The sequence below is a fragment of the Oceanobacter sp. 4_MG-2023 genome (assembly GCF_030689165.1).
GTDB lineage: Bacteria > Pseudomonadota > Gammaproteobacteria > Pseudomonadales > Oceanobacteraceae > Oceanobacter.
On sequence record NZ_JAUYVV010000003.1, the window covers coordinates 36,096 to 54,483 of the forward strand.

General features: G+C 54.8%; 16 protein-coding genes. 10 read left to right on the plus strand and 6 right to left on the minus strand.

What is annotated here, in order from left to right:
- Positions 1 to 124 precede the first annotated feature (124 nt).
- Positions 125 to 844 carry a YdiY family protein gene (locus tag Q8W24_RS03310; RefSeq protein ID WP_303431355.1) on the plus strand — a complete coding sequence of 240 codons (720 nt, stop codon included), beginning with the start codon at positions 125 to 127 and terminating at the stop codon, positions 842 to 844.
- 87 nt (positions 845 to 931) lie between these two features.
- Here the strand turns inward: Q8W24_RS03310 and Q8W24_RS03315 are convergent, their stop codons facing one another.
- Positions 932 to 1,630: a hypothetical protein gene (locus tag Q8W24_RS03315; RefSeq protein WP_305413676.1), complete on the minus strand. Its 699-nt coding sequence runs from the start codon at positions 1,628 to 1,630 to the stop codon at positions 932 to 934.
- Between the two features lie 198 nt (positions 1,631 to 1,828).
- Here Q8W24_RS03315 and smrA point away from each other — a divergent pair, with 198 nt between their 5' ends.
- The 3 genes from smrA to Q8W24_RS03330 all read left to right on the plus strand — a co-directional run bounded on the left by smrA (position 1,829) and on the right by Q8W24_RS03330 (position 3,502).
- Positions 1,829 to 2,413, plus strand: a complete 585-nt coding sequence (gene smrA, locus Q8W24_RS03320; RefSeq protein ID WP_303431353.1) for a DNA endonuclease SmrA — start codon at positions 1,829 to 1,831, stop codon at positions 2,411 to 2,413.
- Between the two features lie 125 nt (positions 2,414 to 2,538).
- Positions 2,539 to 3,093, plus strand: coding sequence for a DJ-1/PfpI family protein (locus Q8W24_RS03325; RefSeq protein ID WP_305474394.1), 555 nt, complete (start codon positions 2,539 to 2,541; stop codon positions 3,091 to 3,093).
- 94 nt (positions 3,094 to 3,187) lie between these two features.
- Positions 3,188 to 3,502 (plus strand): ribbon-helix-helix domain-containing protein, encoded by a 315-nt coding sequence (locus Q8W24_RS03330; protein WP_303431350.1) that lies wholly within the window; start codon positions 3,188 to 3,190, stop codon positions 3,500 to 3,502.
- 17 nt (positions 3,503 to 3,519) lie between these two features.
- Here the strand turns inward: Q8W24_RS03330 and ilvA are convergent, their stop codons facing one another.
- Positions 3,520 to 5,037, minus strand: coding sequence for a threonine ammonia-lyase, biosynthetic (gene ilvA, locus Q8W24_RS03335; RefSeq protein WP_305474396.1), 1,518 nt, complete (start codon positions 5,035 to 5,037; stop codon positions 3,520 to 3,522).
- Between the two features lie 143 nt (positions 5,038 to 5,180).
- Here ilvA and rpiA point away from each other — a divergent pair, with 143 nt between their 5' ends.
- The 4 genes from rpiA (at position 5,181) to ppk1 (ending at position 11,972) form a co-directional block, all read left to right on the plus strand.
- Positions 5,181 to 5,855 (plus strand): ribose-5-phosphate isomerase RpiA, encoded by a 675-nt coding sequence (gene rpiA, locus Q8W24_RS03340; protein WP_303431348.1) that lies wholly within the window; start codon positions 5,181 to 5,183, stop codon positions 5,853 to 5,855.
- Positions 5,855 to 8,635 (plus strand): YdbH domain-containing protein, encoded by a 2,781-nt coding sequence (locus Q8W24_RS03345; protein ID WP_305474397.1) that lies wholly within the window; start codon positions 5,855 to 5,857, stop codon positions 8,633 to 8,635. The genes rpiA and Q8W24_RS03345 overlap by 1 nt, the downstream gene beginning before the upstream one ends.
- 217 nt (positions 8,636 to 8,852) lie before the next feature.
- Entirely contained in the window at positions 8,853 to 9,863 is a 1,011-nt protein-coding gene (gene hemB / locus Q8W24_RS03350; protein WP_303431346.1) for a porphobilinogen synthase, read from the plus strand.
- Positions 9,864 to 9,872: 9 nt separating this feature from the next.
- Positions 9,873 to 11,972, plus strand: a complete 2,100-nt coding sequence (ppk1, locus tag Q8W24_RS03355) for a polyphosphate kinase 1 (protein ID WP_303431345.1) — start codon at positions 9,873 to 9,875, stop codon at positions 11,970 to 11,972.
- Between the two features lie 66 nt (positions 11,973 to 12,038).
- Here ppk1 and ppx read toward each other — a convergent pair whose 3' ends face one another.
- A complete protein-coding gene (ppx, locus tag Q8W24_RS03360; RefSeq protein WP_305474398.1) occupies positions 12,039 to 13,550 on the minus strand; it encodes an exopolyphosphatase in 1,512 nt (503 codons plus the stop codon).
- A 160-nt stretch (positions 13,551 to 13,710) separates the two neighbouring features.
- On the opposite strand from ppx, the gene trxA reads away from it, so the two are divergent.
- Together trxA and rho are read left to right on the plus strand one after the other, a co-directional pair.
- Positions 13,711 to 14,037, plus strand: a complete 327-nt coding sequence (trxA, locus tag Q8W24_RS03365) for a thioredoxin TrxA (protein WP_303431342.1) — start codon at positions 13,711 to 13,713, stop codon at positions 14,035 to 14,037.
- A gap of 185 nt (positions 14,038 to 14,222) precedes the next feature.
- On the plus strand, positions 14,223 to 15,485 hold the full coding sequence (rho, locus tag Q8W24_RS03370) for a transcription termination factor Rho (protein ID WP_303431341.1): 1,263 nt from the start codon (positions 14,223 to 14,225) through the stop codon (positions 15,483 to 15,485).
- 170 nt (positions 15,486 to 15,655) lie between these two features.
- Here rho and rpoH read toward each other — a convergent pair whose 3' ends face one another.
- From rpoH to ftsE, 3 genes are all read right to left on the minus strand, one after another.
- Positions 15,656 to 16,528 carry an RNA polymerase sigma factor RpoH gene (gene rpoH / locus Q8W24_RS03375; RefSeq protein WP_303431340.1) on the minus strand — a complete coding sequence of 291 codons (873 nt, stop codon included), beginning with the start codon at positions 16,526 to 16,528 and terminating at the stop codon, positions 15,656 to 15,658.
- 165 nt (positions 16,529 to 16,693) lie between these two features.
- Positions 16,694 to 17,728, minus strand: coding sequence for a permease-like cell division protein FtsX (ftsX, locus tag Q8W24_RS03380; RefSeq protein ID WP_305413667.1), 1,035 nt, complete (start codon positions 17,726 to 17,728; stop codon positions 16,694 to 16,696).
- Positions 17,709 to 18,386 carry a cell division ATP-binding protein FtsE gene (gene ftsE / locus Q8W24_RS03385; protein ID WP_305474532.1) on the minus strand — a complete coding sequence of 226 codons (678 nt, stop codon included), beginning with the start codon at positions 18,384 to 18,386 and terminating at the stop codon, positions 17,709 to 17,711. Before ftsE ends, ftsX begins: the two co-directional genes overlap by 20 nt.
- Positions 18,387 to 18,388: the final 2 nt, after the last annotated feature.

Here is an 18,388-nt window from a genome sequence, read left to right on the forward strand (position 1 = left end):
CTGTTCTGCTGCGTCAATAAACCTGACGTTGCGTGACCATACACACGCAATTTATAAGGTTGAATTGTCAAACAGGCATCGTTACTCTGCCGCACTAAATGCAACACCTCTTACGGAGACACTCATGTCCAAACAGGCCCTTGCTCTGACCCTACTGGCTATCGCCGCTCACACCCAGGCAGCCGACACCGAAAAAATGCCACCTTTTTGGGGAGGATCTGCGGAGCTGGGTAGCATCATAACCTCGGGTAATACCGAGACCAGTAGCCTGAACGGCAAGTTCGGACTGTCGCGCAAAGGCATCAACTGGGACTCTCACTACCGTCTTGAAGCCTTGACCAGCAAAGAAGATGACACCGTTTCGAAAGAAACCTATTACGGTGCCATACAATTGGACCGCAATTTCAGTGAGCATTCCTACCTGGCGCTGCATGCAGATCAGGAACGTGCCCGCTTTTCCGGCTTCACCTATCAAAGCACCATTTCGGTTGGCTACGGCTACCGGGCAATCGACTCAGACACCACCAACCTGGATCTCGAGGCTGGCCCTGGTTATAACCGCGACAAGCTGGAAAACAGCGATGAAATTGAAGAACAGGGCATGCTGCGTCTGGCGATGAAATACGGCTGGAAAATCAGCAAGACTACCCACTTTACTCAAATTGCCAGCGCTGAAATGGGCGATGACAACAGTACCTACAAAAGTGAAACCGGCCTCAAAAGTCAGATCAATGGCTCCTTGGCTACCAAGTTGACCTATAAAATCAAATACGTTGAAGAAGTACCGGATGCCAACAAGAACATGGACAAGGAATTTGGCGTCACACTCGTCTACAGCTTCTGATCATAGAACCTGCACGCCGGGCCGCATTCAGAGCCGCCCGGCGGTTGGTCTTTAATGGCGGTTATGGTTTCGCCTGTCGCCGGGTTTCTATTCGTGCATGAAAGGTAAGTCGTCAGGACGAGGGGGCGCATCAAAAGGCGGCCGAGGTCTGTTATCTCGCCTCTCCCGGTCGTCCCTGAAATCTTCTGGTTTTGGCCAGCGTTTATTATTGTTCTGACGCCGCTGTTGCGCGACCTCCAGCTGCTCTGGTGTCAAATACTCACTTAACAGCTTTTCGACTCCAATGCGGGTCAGCTCCATCTGGCGATGATCAATCGGCCAGTGGAAATCTGCTGCAATCGAGGCCTGGGCTTTTTTCAGACGATGACGCTGATCGGCAGTCAAATCCAGTTCTTGGGTGATTCTCTCCAACATGCCAGCCGCCGCTTTAGTGTGAAAACGTTGCACAATGGTATCGGCCTTCAGACGTTGCGATTCATTCAGTACCTGCCGTAATTGCTGTCTTATGCCAGCCTCCAGCTCCCGCTCCCTGGCTCGCTGCTCCAACCACCGCTGCTCATCAAACCCTTGTCCCCACCGGGGGATGGCGTCATCACGCAACTGCTGAAAATGCTGCAGGAAGCTGGCTTCTATACCCTTAATGTCAGCTTGCTGCTGGCTGCTCAAATCGAGTAGCTGTGCCCAATCCATCACCCGATGGGAGCCCTCGAAGGCATTGGCAACAACGCCAATGCCGAGCATCGCCAATGCACTTGACAGCAATAATAATCGTCGAAATATTGTCATGACTCGCCTTCAGCGATCCTGTTCATTAAACACCCAACGATATACCACATTAAGATCACTGACCGTCCCCAGTCTGTGATTCTGAGCAAAGATTTGTCACCACATGATCCAATGCCCTCGGTTCAAGGGTCGTCAATTTTACCGCATCTCAGTAATACTGGTTATTATAGACAGGAACACTGGCAAGGGCGCCCCCTCATGACTGATCACGACGATACGTTTTCCCAGCACATGCAAGACGTCAAACCCCTGCAAACCCGGGACAGAGTCGCCATCAAAAAAGGTGATATTACCCGCGCCTCACAGCAAGCCCGCCGTATTGCCGCGGTGGATAGCAGCCCGAAACGCGACCCGAATCACTTGCAAACGACCGGCGTCCAGCGTGTCGGCCCCCACGACGTCGTGGGGTTCAAGCGCCCCGGTATCCAGGATGGTGTTTTTCGCAAATTGCGCCTGGGCAAGTACGAAAGCGAAGCCCGCCTTGATCTGCATCGACGTACCGTCGAAGAAGCCCGCCGCCAACTGTTTCATTTTTTGCAGGACTGCATGGCACATGACATTCGCAGTGTGGTGATATTGCCCGGCAAAGGAGACCGCAGCGAAGGTGATCCGGCCATTCTGAAAAGCTATCTGGTGTATTGGCTGGAACAGATCGATGACGTTCAGGCTTATCACACTGCCCAGCCTCAACATGGCGGCACCGGAGTCTTGTATGTTTTGTTGCGAAAAAGCGAGAAAAAGAAACAGGAAGCGCGTGAGCGCTACAGCAAGGGCCGACTGTAACGGCCAATGCCAGGTGCCTCTGCCATGTAGTAACCCGCTGTTACCCACCGCCACTCACCAGCCCTTAGAGTAAAAGCCCATTGTCGTTACAGCGGCGATTCAGATAACAATAAAGGAACTGACTCATGGCTAAAGTACTGTTTATTGCTGGTGATTTTGTTGAAGACTACGAGTTGATGGTGCCTTTCCAGGCGTTGCAGATGGTTGGTCACGAGGTGCATGTAGTCTGCCCGGACAAAGCCGCAGGGGATATCGTCAAAACCGCGATCCACGACTTTGAAGGCGACCAGACCTACACCGAAAAGCCGGGCCACAACTTCGCCCTGAATGCCGATTTTGCCGGTCTGGACCCTGCCGATTATGATGCCTTGCTGCTTCCCGGTGGTCGCGCGCCAGAGTACTTGCGTCTGAACAGCGACGTTATCGCACTGGTCAAATACTTTGCTGACAACAACAAACCCATTGCCGCTGTCTGCCATGGTGCCCAGATCCTGACCGCCGCCGATGTCATTCGTGAGCGTACCATTTCCGCATACCCGGCCTGCGCTCCGGAAGTTGCCATGGCCGGTGGTATTTATGCCGACCTCGCGGTAACGGATGGTAATCTGGTCACCGCACCCGCGTGGCCTGCCCACCCGGCCTGGTTGGCTCAATTTAACCAACTGCTGATGGCATTGTAAGTTTCCCTTCCTGCCAAACCCGCTAGAATCATCCAGACATGCCCTGCCATACCGCAGGGCATACTGACCTTGGCCAGGGCCAGGAGAGGGTGTTATGTGTGAGATTTATTCTGCTGCCGAACCGGAGCTGTTTGAACTGAAAACCCGCTCCATCCGACTCGATGGTGTGGTCACCAGTATTCGGCTGGAAGCGGTCTTCTGGCATCTGCTGGAAGACATTGCCAGCGATGCCGACTTGTCTTTGGGGACCTTCTTGAGCCGTATTCACCGAGAAGTGATTGAACGGCGCGGCGAAGTCGGTAACTTTGCCTCTTTGCTGCGGGTGGCCTGTACCACCCATCTGAATCAGGGCCAGCGCCTGACGGTGCCAGCTGCCCGAACCCGGTTAAGCCCGGACATTTCGCACTGACGGCAGCAGCATCAGCCCTAGCGCAAAAACAACTGGTACGCCATGTTGTCGCTTTCGTCCCAGTAGGGATAACCCAGCTCATCCAGATAACCATGCAGTTGCGCCAGTTTTTCGGCCGGTACCTGTAAGCCCACCAATGTACGAGCACTGGCCGCACCGTGGTTACGGTAGTGGAACAGCGAGATATTAAAGCGCTTGCCCAGTGTTTTCAGAAACAGCAACAAGGCTCCCGGACGCTCCGGAAATTCAAAGCGGTACAAACGCTCATCCTGAACAGATGCCGGTGCGTGCCCACCGACCATATGGCGAATATGATATTTGGCCATTTCATCATCGGTCAGATCCAGCACCGGATAATTATCCGCGCGTAATTCCGCCAGCAACGCATCCCGTGCCCCCGGTTCCGGCCCGACCTTGACGCCGACATAAATCCTCGCCATATCGTCATCACCATAACGATAGTTGAACTCAGTAATCGGACGCTTGCCCAGCAACGCACAAAAACGCTGGAAGCTGCCCGGCTGTTCCGCAATGCTTACTGCCAGAATAATTTCGCGGCCTTCACCAATTTCCGCCACTTCCGAGATATACCGCAGGCGGTCGAAGTTAACGTTGGCGCCACTCAAGACCGTGACCAGATTCTGGTTCTCACAACCTTCGCGCTCAACGTATTTTTTGACCCCGGCAATGGCCAGTGCACCGGCCGGCTCACAGACCGCCCGGGTGTCATCAAAGACATCCTTGATGGCAGCACAAATTTCATCCGGCGTACAGGTAATGACTTCATCCACACAGTCTTTGGCGATTGCCCAGGTGTGTTCACCAACAGTCGCTACCGCCACCCCATCGGCAAAAATGCCCACCGATGGCAAGGTAACGCGCTCACCCGCTGCCAACGCCGCTGCCAGACTGGCTGACTCCGTGCTTTCAACACCAACCACCCGGATTTCCGGGCGTAGGGCCTTGATATACGCCGCCACTCCAGCCACCAGACCACCTCCACCAACCGGAACAAAAATGGCATCAATCGGCTGCGGCATCTGACGCAGGATTTCCATACCAATCGTTCCCTGACCGGCAATCACCTCAGGATCATCATACGGGTGGATATAGGTCATGCCTTTTTCAACCACCAGCTTTTGCGAGTAGGCAAAGGCATCATCAAAGGCATCACCATGTAACACCACTTTGGCCCCACGGGCCTTGACCGAACGCACCTTGATTTCCGGTGTCGTACGCGGCATCACAATAACGGCTTTCAACCCCAGCTTGCTGGCAGCCAGAGCCAGCCCCTGGGCGTGATTACCAGCAGAAGCGGTGACAACACCACGTGCTTTTTCCTGAGCCGTCAACTGAGCGGCTTTGTTGTAAGCACCTCGAATTTTGAAGGAGTACACATCTTGCTGATCTTCACGTTTAATCCAGATCTGATTGCCCAGTCGCTCAGACAAAAACGGGGCAATATGTAACGCCGTCTCGGTAGCGACATCGTAAACCCGAGAAGTAAGGATTTTTTTCAGATACTCGTTCAACATGGTGAAGTGGCCAATCCAGAAACAAGGCCAGGCCGGATTGCCTGGCGGGGGAAGAATAAGAATGAAGCCAGACATTGTAACGCACAGCGCTCTATAATGGGCACCGTTTAAGCGCCAGTATCATTTGCACATACGGAATCAACATGACTCAAGATGAACTCAAACAAGCCGTCGGTGCCGCCGCGGTGCAATATATTCTGCCTCACCTCGAAGACAGCAGCATTGTCGGCGTAGGCACCGGCTCCACCGCCAACTGCTTTATTGACGCCCTCGCCCAGCACAAGGATCTGTTTGATGGCGCTGTCGCCAGCTCCGATGCTTCAGCCCAACGACTGCGAGATCATGGTATTCCGGTGTATGACCTGAACTCCGCCAATGTCATCGACTACTACATCGATGGTGCCGACGAGATCAATCACCATCTGGAAATGATCAAGGGGGGCGGGGCCGCGCTGACGCGCGAAAAAATCGTTGCCGCCGTTGCCCGTCATTTCATTTGTATTGCCGACCAAAGCAAACTGGTCACCACCCTGGGCGAATTCCCGCTGCCCGTAGAAGTGATTCCCATGGCCCGCTCTTACGTAGCCCGCGAAATCGTCAAACTGGGTGGAGACCCGGTCTACCGGGAAGGCGTGATCACCGACAATGGCGGCCAGATCCTCGACGTCTATAACCTGCGTATCGATGCTGCCATCACACTGGAAAAACAGCTGAACCAGATCACAGGTGTTATCACCAACGGCCTGTTTGCCATGCGCCCGGCCAATACCCTGCTGCTGGGCACCGACAAGGGCGTCCAGACCCTGACTGCGCAGTAATGAGCGCCCAGCACCCGACCGGCTGGCGGACCCTGGGCGCGTGGCTGTGCCGCGGCTTGGCGGCCGTCGGGTTATTGGTTATCTGCCTGCTGATTCTGGTGCTGGTGTCATTACCGGCCTTGGTCAAATCGGCTGCCAACCAGTGGCTGCCCGGCCTGGTGCAGCAAGTGACCGGTATTGAAGTCAGCTGGCATATCAAGACCCTGCAGCTGGATCGGCTCGAACTGGATTACCTGTCAGCCCGGCTCACCGATGGCACCACTCTGGCTTTGCAGGACGCACGCCTGCAATACGACTCCATCGGACTACTGGGCGGCCAGCTGGAGCAACTGCAGATTCACGAATTGAATATTGTACTCGGCAGTACCAGCACCCAACTGGCGACAGCGCACGCAGACAGCACTGAAGCCGCTGCCCGCGCACAGCTGGAAAGTGAGTGGATCGAGTTACCAGAATTAAGTCAGCTACTGACCACTCTGCCGATCAACGATATAGCCATTGATACTCTGCGCATCGAACACCCCCAATTACACGCCCGACTTAGTGCCCACCTGAACTCACAACGCTGGCAACTGCTCGGACAATTAACCCCTTTTCCTGCCGAGGCAAGCGCAAGTACAAGCAGCGCCGCACCGTGGAACCTGAACCTGCAGTTACTGGCTGACGGCCAGATTCTGGCGCAAATCTCCGACCAGTCGACCCTGCTGGCACACTGGTTTGTCCAGCTGCAACAGGATGACACCACCACCCAGGCTAACGTTCGTCAGGTACTGGTACTGCCGGAGTTATCCCGCCAGGCCTATCGACTCCCCCACGACCTGCGCCAGCTATTCAGCTCCCACCCCGTGTTGTCAGCACTCGAAACACTGGAATCCACTGCCACCCTGTCGGTAAACAACCGGTTTCGTTTTCCTCAAGACCTGCAGGTGGAGTCGACCACCCTTTTAACCATGCGCCCCGGCCAACACCAGCTCAGTCGCGAGCTCCCCGATACAACGATTGAAGCCCTGACTGACACCGGTCACCGCCTCGGCCAATGGCAATTCAGTCTGCAACACCAACAGGATGCCTGGCACAGCCAGCTCAGTGGCCCAGCCATCCATCTGCGCCAACCAAGCCAGAGCGTTCACATATCACCATGGCAGGCGACGATGCAATGTGACCGGTTGCTGACGGACTGCCAGGCCAAGACCCAGCCCGGTATGCACTTCCAGTGGCAAGACCAGGACCAGACCCGCATTGACAGCCAGATCAAGGTACCGATGCAGCTGCAGTGGCACAGCCTCAGCACCGCCAGCCACCCCATGCTCTCGGCCCAGATACAGCTGGCCGCCACCGGCACGCTGAACAGCACCGGCCTGACCAGCGCCTGGGACCTCACCAGTCATCTACAGCTCACCCTCAACCCGACCGGCCCGATTACACTGCAACTGGACAACACCCGGATCAACGCCCAGCCACAGCCGATTGAACAGTGGCAACTGTCTGACCTGCAGCTGCGCCAAAGCGATCACTTGCTGGCGACCTGGGACACGGAGAACAGCACCGCCCCCTTTGCCGCCCTGACGGAGCTGGCGTTCGACCTGTCACCGCTGACGGCCCGACAAGAAGATCGGGTAATCCGTACCGGTGCATCACAGCTTGGCTGCATGCTCGATCTGGCAAAACCACGCTGTCAGTTACGGCTGCTGTTGCGACCATCCCAATGGCAGCAGTGGCCCTTGCCCGATGCTCGCCTGACGGCCAACCTTCGCTACCATGTTGCCACCACCCGACTGACCGCCAACCCCGAGCTGCGCCTGGGCAACGGCGAGTTACAATTACGTAGCCAGCTGCAGCACCAGCTCGATTCCGGTATTGGCTCCTGGCAATTCCAGCTACTGGACAGCAGCATCGTCTGGAGCCAGCTGGGGCTGAACAGCATGCCCAACCTGACCGGTGTCGAGATTCTCAGTGGTGAGCTGTCTGGCCAGGGCTGGGTTGACTGGGATCTGGAACAACAGCGCATCCAGCCCGATATCATGTTACGCGGCGACAATATCAGCCTGGTCTACGACAACCGCATCACTCTGGATCGCTGGCAATTCCTGATGGCCATGCGCTCCGACGCAGACCAGCACTATCAGATCAACAGCCAGATCAGTGGCAGCACCCTGAACACTGGCGTCGAGCTGTCCGAACTGCTGGCCCGGGCCGACATCACCCTGCCCCAGGATTTCAGCTGGGCAACGGCCAATGTCCACGAACTGCATACCCGGTTACTGGGTGGCCGGATTTATATTCCAGCTGTGCAATACGACAGCCGCAAAGAGATCAACTCCTTCGGTATTGCCATTGAACAACTGCAGCTGGGCAGTCTGGCCAGGCTGGAACCCAGTGCCGAACTGGATGCCGACGGTCTGCTCGACGGTGCCTTGCCGATTGTCCTGACCCCGCAAGGCCCCAGCATTCCTGCCGGCAATCTGTTTGCCCGCGCTCCCGGTGGCACCATTCGTTATCAGACTGACGCCAGCGAAGCCCTCAAACAAAGCGACCCCAGCGTCGCCCTGGCCATGCAGTTACTGGAAAACTTCCACTTCAAGGAACTCAAATCCGGGGTACGCTACCAACCCGATGGCGCGCTTAACCTCAGTTTGCAGTTTGAAGGCAACAACCCCGATTTTTTTGACGGCCAGGCCACCCACCTCAACGTCAATCTGGAATACAACCTGCTCGATTTGCTCTCGAGCCTGCGGGTCGCCGACGACGTGATCAACCGGCTGGAACAGAAATACCAATAGCTGTTGATCCGGCCACGGTTCCGCTCTGGGCACCGGATCAAACCCGACAGGGCGGCGGCGGATATTTTGCCGTAAAACCGTCATGTTCTTGCTCTAGGCTGCTGCTCCTTTGATTCAGGTTCAGAATTCCGCGTTGTCCTGCCGGATAATGTCCCCAGCCTTGGCCAAAGCGGGCTACAATCGGACTGATTTTTCACGGGTAACTCAGGAGTACATCATGGCCTTTAACGATTCACAGCGAATGTTCCCAGAAACCCGCATGCGCCGCATGCGTCGGGATGATTTTTCACGCCGCCTGATGCGCGAAACACAGCTGACGACGGATAGCCTGATTTACCCGATGTTTGTTCTCGAAGGTCATCAGGAACGTGAGCCTATTGCTTCCATGCCGGGTATCGAACGCCTGTCCATTGATGAGTTGGTAAAAGAGGTCAAATACCTCTATGACTTGGGCATTCCCTGCATCGACCTGTTTCCCTATACCCCGGCAGATGCCAAGTCTGAACGGGCGGAAGAATCGTTTAACCCCAATGGTCTGATCCAGCGGGCAATCCGTGCCATCAAGGACGCCGTACCAGACATGGGCGTCATGACCGATGTCGCACTCGATCCTTTTACCACCCACGGTCAGGATGGCATTATTGATGGCGATGGTTATGTGCTTAACGACATCACCGTTGAAACCCTGGTGAAACAGGCGCTGTCCCATGCCGAAGCCGGTGCCGATGTTATTTCGCCGTCCGATATGATGGATGGCCGGATTGGTGATATCCGCGCAGCACTGGAAGAAGAGAGCTTTGTGAACACCCGTATCATGGCCTATTCCGCCAAATACGCTTCCGCTTTCTATGGCCCGTTCCGGGACGCCATCGGGTCTTCCGGCAACATAGGCACAGGCAACAAATACACCTATCAGATGGACCCGGCCAACAGCAATGAAGCCCTTCATGAAGTGGCGCTGGATCTGGCAGAAGGGGCCGACATGGTGATGGTCAAACCGGGCATGCCCTATCTTGATATCGTGCGTCGGGTAAAAGATGAATTCCAGGTGCCAACCTTTGTCTATCAGGTCAGTGGTGAATATGCCATGCAGAAAGCAGCGGCTCTTAATGGCTGGCTGGACGATGAAGCCATCATGCTGGAATCGCTGACCTGTATCAAACGAGCCGGTGCCGATGGCATCCTCACCTACTATGCCAAGCAATACGCCGAGTGGATCAACGCTTAAGGAAGCCGAATGAGCGACGTACAGACAACCGAAGCACCTATCGATCTGAGCAGCAGCGAATACTACTTCAATCGTGAATTGAGCCATTTGCAGTTCAATATCCGGGTACTGGAGCAAGCACTGGATGAAAGCCATCCACTGCTTGATCGCCTGTTTTTCCTGTGCATTTTCAGCCGCAACCTGGATGAGTTCTACGAAGTCCGGGTCGCCAACCTGACACAGCAACTCACCTTCGCCCGTGAACAGGCCGGTGCCGATGGCATGCATCCACAGCAGGTTCTGAGTGCGATTCATACCCTGTGCAGCGAAACCGTCGAGCGTCAGTATCGTATTCTCAATGAAACCATTCTGCCGGCGCTGGAGCAGGAAAATGTTCACTTCCAGCGACGCCGGGACTGGACCGAAGAGCAGCGGCTCTGGGTGGAGGAATATTTTCGCGACAGCATTCAGCCACTGGTCAGTCCGATTGGTCTGGATCCTTCCCATCCGTTCCCACGACTGGTCAACAAGAGCCTGAATTTTATTGTGGAGCTGGATGGCAAGGATGCCTTTGGCCGTGAAACCGGCCTGGCGATTATTCCGGCACCACGTTCCCTGCCGCGTATCATCCGGATTCCGGATCATCTCACCAGCGGTGGCGACCACTTTATTTTCCTGTCCTCCATGATTCACGAGCATGCCGCTGAGCTGTTCCCAGGCATGAAGGTCAAAGGCTGTTACCAGTTCCGGGTAACCCGTAACGCGGATCTGGAGATCGACGAAGACGGCACCAACGATCTGGCCTCCGCGCTTGAGGATGAGTTGCACTCCCGTAACTTCGGTGAAGAGATGCGACTGGAAGTGGCCGACAACTGCCCGTCCGAGCTGGTGAACTTCTTGCTGCACAAGTTCAACCTGGCGGCCAACGATCTGTATATGGTGAATGGTCCGGTGAATCTGGGCCGCATGATGGAAGTGATTGGCCAGATCAATCGCCCCGACTTGCAATACACGCCATTCACTCCTGGCCTACCCAAGAACATCAAGTTCAAAAAGAGCATTTTTGAAAGCATGCGCGAACGCGACACGCTGCTCTTACACCCGTTCGAATCCTTTACTCCTGTCGTCGACCTGCTGCGGGAAGCCGCCAAAGATCCTGCGGTACGCGCCATCAAACAGACGCTGTACCGTACCGGTGCCAAGTCTGAAATTGTTAACGCCCTGGTCGACGCCGCCCGCAGTGGCAAGGAAGTCACGGTTGTAATCGAGCTGCGCGCGCGATTCGACGAAGAAGAAAATCTCTACCTTGCCAACCGCCTGCAAGAAGCCGGAGCGGTGGTGGTGTACGGTGTAGTTGGGTATAAGACCCACGCCAAGATGATGCTGATCGTGCGCAAGGAAGAAGATCGCTACAAACGCTACGTGCATCTGGGAACGGGCAACTATCACGCTGGTAATGCCCGTGCTTACACCGATTACAGCTTCCTCACCAGTAACGATGTGATTGGTGAAGATGTCGCCGCGGTGTTCCAGCAGCTGACGGGCATGGGCGCAGCACTGAAAATCAAGAAGCTGTTTCACGCTCCCTTTACCTTGCACAAGAAACTGATCGAACTGGTTGATCGCGAACGCAGCCATGCCGAAGCAGGTCTGCCAGCACTGATTCGCCTGAAAGCCAATGGCTTGACGGAACCCAAGCTGATCCGGGCGCTGTACAAGGCGTCTCAGGCAGGGGTGAAGGTGGAGTTGATTATCCGTGGCATGTGCTGCCTGAGACCGGGAGTACCAGGTGTTTCCGAAAACATTGAAGTGCGCTCCATTATTGGCCGCTTTCTTGAACACACCCGAGTGTATTACTTCCTCAATAATGGCAAGGACGAAGTCTACGCTGCCAGTGCAGACCTGATGGAGCGTAACCTGCTCAACCGGGTTGAAACGGCCTTTCCGATCGAAAGCAACAAACTGAAAGAGCGCGTCAAGTCTGAGCTTGAAGCCTATATGCTCGACAACAGCCAAGCCTGGATCTTACAGTCGGATGGCCGTTACCTGCGCAGCGAGCCAGCAGAGGGCGAAGAAGTTATCCGCGCGCAAAATATCCTGTTGGCGACACTCGCCACAACCTCAAGCTAGCCTTTCAAGCCCGCCTCGGCCGCCAGGCCGAGGCGACTGGTCACCCGTCGCCGATGCTGGCACCGGTTACTCAACCGTCAGTGCCATACCCGCCGCTTTCTGGTAATCCACTTCCGCCATCAAGTCACCCGCCGTCAACGAATGCCCTGCCAGCCAGCCAGCCGGCAGTGTCAGGCTTAGCGAGTCATGGTCACCGGCAATAACCTTCAGTTCCGGCACCGGTACCGGATGTGCTCCCCGGCCATGATTCAGAATCACCGCAATACGTAACAAGCGCGTCAGCTGGATAACAAAAGCCCGGCTTTCCGGAGACAGGGTTGCAAATTCACCCAGATTGAATTTACGTCGGTGACAACGTACCAAGGCCGCCAGTTTGGCTTGCCCTTGGCGGGTAAAGCCCAGCATATCGGCATGCTGCAGCAGATAAGCACCATGTTTATGGAATCCGCTATGCGACAGGCTCAGTCCAATTTCATGCAACTCGGCCCCCCACAACAGCCAGCGCACCTGGCTCTCCTCCAGACCAAGATCCTGGTACACCTGCAGAAACAATGCACGGGCCATATCACTGACTCTGGCGGACTGGGCCTCATCGATATAGAAACGCTCCTGCAAGGAACGCACAGTGCGCTGACGCACATCTTCATGGCTTGAGCGTCCAAACAGATCCCATAGTGCGCCTTCACGCAAAGCGCCGTCGGAATACACCATGTGTTCAATATCGAAGGTATCAAAAACAGCGGTCAAGATAGCAAGGCCTCCAATAAAGACCTGCCGACGCTCAACCTTTACACCAGGCAAAACCACATCATCCAGCGTCTCGAACTGCAGCGTCTGTTTGCGCAGTTTTTTTAACGCCTGGCGGGTAATGCCTTCGGTTGACCAGCCAAATTCCACCACGGATTGCTCTACTGCGCGGATCGTGCCGGATGAGCCGACAACGTTTTGCCAACCAAGATGCTTGTAGTCGGTTTCAATATGCAGCAATTCCTGACGAGCCGCCGCCACCGCCCGCTCAAACGCGGCTTCGGTAATCTGGCCATCAGCAAAAAAGCGCCGGGTAAACGACACACATCCCATATGCAGGCTTTCCAGCGCCTTGGGTTCGAAGCGTTCACCAATAATAAATTCGGTACTGCCGCCACCAATATCCACCACCAGCCGGTTACCGACATCGTCGGCCAGCGTATGAGCCACACCCAGGTAAATCAGGCGGGCTTCTTCGCGCCCGGCGATCACCTCAATGGGGTAACCCAGCACCGCTTCGGCACGATCGATAAAGTCTTGCCGGTTGCGAGCGGCCCGTAACGCATTGGTGGCCAGTACGGTTACTCTGGTGGAGTCCATACCTTGCAAGTGTTGGCCAAATTCACGCAAACAATCCAGACCACGCTGCTGGGCCTCTTCAGACAACATGAACTCGTCATCCAGGCCTGCAGCCAGCTGAACTTTTTGTCCGCGCCGCTCCAGAGTACGAAATTCACCATGAAATTCGCGGGCGATGACCATATGAAAACTGTTGGAGCCCAGATCAACCGCTGCAATCAATTCGCCTGGCTGGGCTGAGGAATCTGACATAACTCGAAGTCCTGAAACTGTCTTTTTTGAGGGCAGGCCACGAATATGCAACTCACAGGGGCAGGCGTCCAGTAGATCTTTGCGCTATCTCTGCGATTGATTCCCACAGAAGCCCGCGTACAATGACATAAATTATGACCTCAACACGCAAGGGGAAACCATGAGCGATCTCATCACAATGACGAGTGACGACAGTTTTGAAACAGATGTACTGGCCAGCGACCTGCCTGTACTGGTGGATTTTTGGGCTGAATGGTGTGGTCCATGTAAGATGATCGCCCCGGTATTGGAAGAAATTGCTGAAGAGTTCAAAGGCCAGTTAAAAATAGCCAAACTGAATATCGATCAGAATGAAGCCACTGCACCCAAATACGGCATCCGTAGCATCCCGACCCTGATTCTGTTCAAAGGCGGCAACGTCGAAGCCACCAAAATTGGCGCCATGAGCAAATCGGAACTGACAGCATTTATCCAGCAAGCCCTGTAAATGCGACTTGCTTGACACGTCCAACCAACCCAAAAATGGTTCAACATTTTTGGGTTGGTTGGACTGGACACCCCCGGACATTGGGTCTATAGTTTCTGTACGCCTTGGGTTCTCCAAAGTTTTTCTCCTCTTGATATCATTCAAGCTCCGCCCCAACACCCACTAAATTGCATCTATCTGTCCCTATGAATCTTTCCGACCTTAAATTGAAAGCCGTTCCTGAGCTCTTGGCTATCGCCAAGGAAATGAGTCTCGAGAACGTTAGCCGTACCCGCAAACAAGATATTATCTTTGCCATTCTCAAGCATCATGCCAAGGGCGGAGAAGATATTTATGGTGATGGGGTGCTGGAAATCCTGCAAGACGGGTTTGGTTTTTTAAGAAGCTCCAACAGTTCTTATCTTGCCGGCCCTGATGATATCTATGTTTCACCCAGCCAGATTCGACGCTTCAATCTGCGCAAGGGTGACAAGATAGCAGGCAAGATCCGGCCTCCCAAGGATGGCGAACGTTATTTTGCGATGTTGAAAGTCGCTGAGATTAACGACGACAAACCTGAAAACGCCAAATCCAAAATCCTGTTTGAAAACCTCACCCCCCTCTTCCCCGATCATCGTTTCTTCCTTGAACAAGGTAATGGTTCAACCGAAGACCTCTCTTCCCGAGTACTCGATCTGGTAGCACCCATTGGTAAAGGCCAGCGTGGTTTGATTGTCGCGCCACCCAAAGCCGGTAAAACCATGCTGCTGCAAACCATCGCCCAATCCATCACCCGTAACAATCCGGAATGTGATGTGATTGTGCTGCTGATTGATGAGCGTCCGGAAGAAGTAACCGAAATGAAACGTTCGGTACGTGGTGAAGTGGTTGCCTCCACCTTTGATGAGCCACCTGCGCGCCATGTTCAGGTTGCTGAAATGGTGATTGAAAAAGCCAAGCGCCTGGTTGAACACAAACGTGACGTGGTGATCCTGCTGGATTCCATTACCCGTCTGGCACGTGCCTACAACACCGTCGTCCCCAGCTCAGGCAAGGTACTGACCGGTGGTGTCGATGCCAATGCACTGGAAAAACCAAAACGTTTCTTCGGCTCTGCCCGTAACGTGGAAGAAGGTGGTTCCCTGACGATTATCGCCACCGCTCTGGTCGACACCGGCTCCAAAATGGACGAAGTGATCTATGAGGAATTCAAGGGTACCGGTAACCAGGAACTGCACCTCGATCGCAAGATCGCCGAAAAACGCATCTACCCAGCCATCAATATTCGTCGCTCCGGTACACGCCGTGAGGACATCATGTTTGATGAGTCTTCGCTACAGCGTCTGTGGATTTTGCGTAAACTGCTGACCGAAATGGAAGATGTGCAATCGATTGAATTCTTGCTGGGCAAATTGAGCCAAACCAAGACCAACGATGAGTTCTTCGACTCCATGCGTGGCGGCAAATAATTTGTTACGCCCTTGATGCTTTTTGGCCCTGCCGGACAAAACCGGAACAAGGGTTAAAACAGCCATAAAAAAAGCCACCGCTCGGGTGGCTTTTTTTATGGCTTGAATTTATACCTTGAAACATGAAACAGACTGACGGACCCGGCTGACCCCAGCCAGCAAAACGCAGATCAGATTGCCGGAATCAGGCTACCGCCCATGGCATTCTTGAGCTTTTTCATGGCGTTCTTTTCCAGCTGACGAATACGCTCAGCGGAAACATTGTAAATCGCCGCCAGCTCATGCAGGGTCGCCTTTTCATCGCTCAGCCAACGCTGCTGCAGAATCGCCCGACTGCGGTCATCCAGATCACTCAACGCCGAGCTTAAACGTTCGCTGGCATCCTGCTCATAATTATCGGCTTCGACGGTCAGTGCCGGATCAGCACTTTTATCTTCCAGATAATACGCAGGGGCCTGATAGGCGGAATCATCATCGTCATCGACACCGGCATCAAACGCCGCATCGTAAGCATTCAGCCGGCCTTCCATCTCGAATACCGTACGGGTTTCAACCCCCAGATCGGCAGCGATGGATTTGGCTTCTGCCTGGCTCAACCAACCCAGACGCTTCTTCTGGCTACGCAGATTAAAAAACAGTTTGCGTTGTGACTTGGTGGTAGCCACTTTGACGATACGCCAGTTACGCAGGATAAATTCGTGAATTTCGGCCTTGATCCAGTGCACCGCAAATGACACCAAACGCACACCCACTTCCGGGTTAAAACGTTTGACGGCCTTCATCAGACCAACATTACCTTCCTGGATCAGATCGGACTGGTTCAGCCCATAGCCGGAATAGCTGCGGGCAATGTGAACAACGAAGCGCAAGTGAGCCATAACCAGTCGACGCGCCGCTTCCAGATCTTCCTGGTAGTGCAGGCGGTTGGCCAGCTCTCGCTCTTCTTCAACACTCAGAATAGGAATCGCATTAACCGTTGAAATGTATGCCTCGAGATTGGCTCCCGGGGACAGTGCATCGACGGCTTGCAAGCCTTTGTTCATTACATACTCCATTAGCGACAAGGTAGCGAATTGCTCCACCGCATAAACTGTGGCGAGGTTCGCTACAGAATCTGAATTTCAGGGTCAGTGTAGCACCCGGATTCTCCGACATCCAAGGCAGCACTGAGTTCCATTACAGCAACAATAACGGCATAAGTCACACGATCAGGGTTCTATTTCATGCAGATGGCGGCTTACAGACCACCAGGCACCTAACCAACCCAGCAACATCGCGCCAGACAACAAGACCAGAGCGGCATTGGCGGACAAGGGTTGCAGCTCAAAGGCAGAGCCATACAGGGCGGACAGTTCTGCCACCGGTTGTTTCAGCAACAGCCAGCAACCAATCAACATCAGCCAGGCCAGCAGTCCGCCCACCATGCCGTACCACAAGCCGGTATACAAAAAAGGCCGACGCACATAGGCGTCTGTGCCCCCCACCAGCTTGATCACCCGGATTTCATCCACCCGCGCGGCAATGGACAAGCGAATGGTGTTACCGACCACCAGCAAGATAGCCAAGGCCAGCATCACCCCCAACACCCAGATCAGGCGTTCGCCCAATGCAATGATGGCCCGTAACCGCTCCAGCCAGGCCATATCCAGCTGTGCGCTATCGACGATATGGAAAGAGGTCAGCTGCTGCAGCAACTGTTGCAAGCGCTCCGCAGTCAGCCCCAACGGCGGCTCCACCAGAATCACCGCAGGCAACGGGTTTTCCGCCAACATGGCCAACGCATCCGCCAGGCCGCTGGCGGCACTGAATTGCGCCAGTGCCTGCTCGGCGCTGATGTATTCGGTGTCGACCACATCTTCCAGCCCTTCGATACGTTGCAGTAATGTCTGCCCTGCAGCCACACTGGCTTCTTGCTGTAAATACAGGGTAATACGGCCGGACTGCTGAAAATTTCCACTCAGCTGCTCAATATTGGTCAGAGACATCCACAATGCCCCCGGTAACGTCAAGGCAATGGCAACCACCAGCCAGGTCAACAGGCTCGATGCCGGTCGTGCCAGCAAGGTCAGCAAGGTCTCTACCGCCACAAGCTGGTTATGAGCCAGCCAGGCGGTCGCCCGATGAACAAAACCAATACTTTGTGCCGAGGCTCCTGACGACGCTGAACGCGTGGGCTGAGCCGCAGATGCGGCGGAACGCGACGCCGCAACGGCGCCCCGTTTTTTATCCGGAGTGGTCGACATGCAAATCGCCTCCCATCTGACCATGATCAAGAATCAGGCGACGCTTGCCCATACGTTCAATCAGGGCAATATCGTGGGTGGCGATCAATACGGTGACCCCCACTTGCTGAAAGCGTACAAACAAATCCATGATTTCTGCTGACAGTTCCGGGTCAAGATTACCGGTTGGCTCATCAGCCAACAGCAGAGGGGGTTTGTTGACCACGGCGCGGGCAATACCCACCCGTTGCTGCTCTCCTCCAGACAATTCCACCGGATTGCGGCCTTCCAGATGCAGCAAGCCAACGGAATCCAGCGCTGCCCGTACCCGTCGGGCACAATCCAGTGGTGAATACCCGGCAATCTGCAGCGGCAACGCGACGTTATCGAATACCGGACGATCAAACAGTAATTGGTGATTCTGGAATACCACGCCGACCTTACGGCGGTGATAAGGCACCTGTCCGGCCCGCAAGCGGTTAAGGTTCTGGCCATCCACAAACACCTGTCCCCGGGAGGGCCGCTCCATCAGCATCATCAGCTTCAGCAGTGTGCTTTTACCAGCGCCACTGTGGCCGGTCAGGAAAGCCAGCTCACCCCGTTCCAGCTCAAAGCTGACGCCACTGAGCGCTTCCTTGCCCCCGGCGTAGCGTTTGCCCACCTGGTCAAAGCGAATCATGC